3 protein-coding genes are annotated in these 2527 nt (G+C 70.1%); all 3 read right to left on the reverse strand.

All coding sequences use genetic code 11. The annotated features are described in order from the left end of the window. On the reverse strand, window positions 1-882 hold an 882-nt coding region (locus tag VN461_02245; protein ID HXB53571.1), incomplete at its 3' end, for a DHA2 family efflux MFS transporter permease subunit. A 163-nt stretch (window positions 883-1045) separates the two neighbouring features. Beyond that, entirely contained in the window at window positions 1046-2254 is a 1209-nt protein-coding gene (locus tag VN461_02250) for an HlyD family secretion protein (GenBank protein ID HXB53572.1), read from the reverse strand. Beyond that, on the reverse strand, window positions 2255-2527 hold a 273-nt coding region (locus VN461_02255; GenBank protein ID HXB53573.1), incomplete at its 5' end, for a TolC family protein. It lies immediately after the preceding gene.

The following is a 2527-nucleotide window of genomic DNA, read 5'->3' on the forward strand; positions in this document are numbered from 1 at the left end:
CGGCAGCAGGACCAGGCTGCCGTAGAGGACGAACCCCAGCACGGTCATGAGAAAGACTCCCGCGCTGTAGGTCGACACGCGGAAGACGCGCAGGTTGACCACGGGCTGTTGCACTCGGAGCTCGTGGACGAGAAACGCCACCAGCGCCGCCACCGCGACCGCCACCAGCACCGTCATCGCGCTGGAGGCGAACCAGTCCTCCTCCTGGCCCTTGTCGAGCAGGATCTGCAGCGCTCCGATGCCCACGGCCAGGAGCCCGATGCCCTGGTAGTCGATCCGGGTCGCGCGCCGCCCGATGTAGGGGGGATCGAAGATGAAGAGCTGGGCCATGACCAGAGAGGCCACTCCCACGGGGATGTTGATGTAGAAGACCCAGCGCCAGCTGTAGCTGTCGGTCAGCCAGCCCCCGAGCACGGGGCCCAGGATGGGGGCTACGACGATGCCCAGGCCCCAGAAGCCCATGGCCCGGCCGCGCTGCTCGGGGGGAAAGGCCTCCAGCAGGACCGCCTGGGAGATGGGCTGGAGCGCCCCCCCGGTCAGGCCCTGCACTAGGCGGAAGGTGATCAGCAGGGACAGGTTCGGGGCCAGCCCGCACAGGAAGGAGGCGACCGTGAACCCACCCACCGAGAACATGAGCAGCCGCTTGCGGCCGAACTGGTTGGCCAGCCAGCCGGTCAGGGGCAGCACGATGGCGTTCGCCACCAGATAGGAGGTGAGGGCCCAGGTCGACTCGTCGATGGTTGCGGAAAGGCTGCCCGCGATGTGGGGGAGGGAGACGTTCACCACCGTGGTGTCCAGTACCTCCATGAAGGTGCCGAACATCACGGCGATGGCGATGATCCAGGGGTTGACCTCCCGCCCCCGGGGCGAGAGCGGCGTCACCGCCGGGCGGGGGAGGTGAGCCCGTCCACGTGCCGGGCGGAACCGCCCGTGGCCGGGGCCGGGCCGACGACCGGGAGAGCGGGGCGGGCCGCGAGAACGATAACGGCCGCCGTCCGGGGCCGGGGGCGAGCATGGGCATCGGTGACCAGCCGGATCTCTCCTCTCATTTCGTCAAGACGGTGGGGACCACGGACATGCCCGGGCGGAGGCGGTGCTCTTGGTCCTGGCCGGGCTCGAGGACGATCTTCACCGGCAACCGCTGCACGACCTTGACGTAGTTCCCGGTCGCATTCTCAGGGGGGAGGAGGCTGAAGCGCGAGCCGGTGGCGGCCGCGATGCTGTCCACGTGACCGCGGTACTCCCGCCCGGCGTAGGCGTCCACCGAGATCAGCGCGGACTGGCCGGGGCGCATGGCCCTGAGCTGATTCTCCTTGAAGTTGGCCGTGACCCAAATGTCGTCCAGGGGCACGATCGCGAGCATGGGCTGACCCGGCTGGACGACCTGGCCCACCTCCACGGTCTTGCGGCTGACCACGCCCTTCACGGGAGCGGTGACCTCGGTGTAGGCCAGGTTGAGCCGCGCCTGTTCGAGGGTGGCCCTGGACTGGTCAACCTTGGCGGCCGCGGAGGCGGCCCGGGCGGAGGCAATCTGAACCTGCTCCGAGCCGGTCGACGCCTGGGCGAGGCGCGCGCGCGCCGTCTCCACGCCCTTCTCCGCCTCGCGGACCGAGGCCTCCGCGGCCTCCCGGGCGGCCCGAGCGGAATCGGCGGCCCATACCGCACTGTCGTACTCTTGCTGCGAGACCTCGTCCTTGGCCAGGAGGGGGCGCAGGCGGCTCAGATCTTGGCTCGCCTTCCGATCTCGGGCCTCGGCCTCCCGTAGTTGGGCGCGCGCGGAGGCGAGCCGTGCCCCCGCCGCCTCCAGGTCGCTCTCCGCGGCCGTCACCTGGGTGCCGGTGGTGGTGGTGGTGAGCGGCACCGACAGGTGGGCCGCTCGCGCCGACGCCTCGTTCTCTCCCAGGTCGGCCTGGGCCCGGGCCGCCGCCACCTCGTAGTCACGGGGGTCGATCCGCAGAAGCAGCGTGCCCTTCTCGACGACCTCGTTATCCTTGACGAGCACGGCCAGGACCGTGCCCCCGACCCGAGCGGCGATTGGGTTCACGTGACCGTCGATCTGGGCGTCGTCCGTGGACTCGCGGACCGCGAAATAGCGCCCTGCGAAGGTCAGAACAGCAACGACCACGGCCACGGCTACGAGCAGCCACCCCCGTTGCCCGCCGCGCCACCAACGCGCCAGGGGGCCGCGCGCGCGGCCGGCGTCAACCTGTGCTCCCTGGTCGCTCTCGTCTCGAACCGGTACACTCTGCGCCATCTACTGTCCTCGCAAAAACTGAATGTAGCTCGCCTCCGCCCCTCCTAGGGCACGGGCCAGGGAGACCTTGGCCACGTTGTGGGCGTACAGGCTCGCGATGCTGTTCTCGGTTGCCGTGGCCAGCGCCTCCTGGGCCTGGACCACGTCGATGTTGCTCGCTACCCCGGCCGCGAAGCGGTCCTGGGCCTGCCGGAGCTGCTCACGGCCCAGACCGAGGGCGGTTTGTGCAACCTGCACTCGGTCCTGGGCCGACCGCAGGTCGAGGAAGGCCGT

This window comes from Vicinamibacteria bacterium (genome assembly GCA_035570235.1).
In the GTDB taxonomy this organism is placed as follows: Bacteria; Acidobacteriota; Vicinamibacteria; order Fen-336; family Fen-336; genus DATMML01.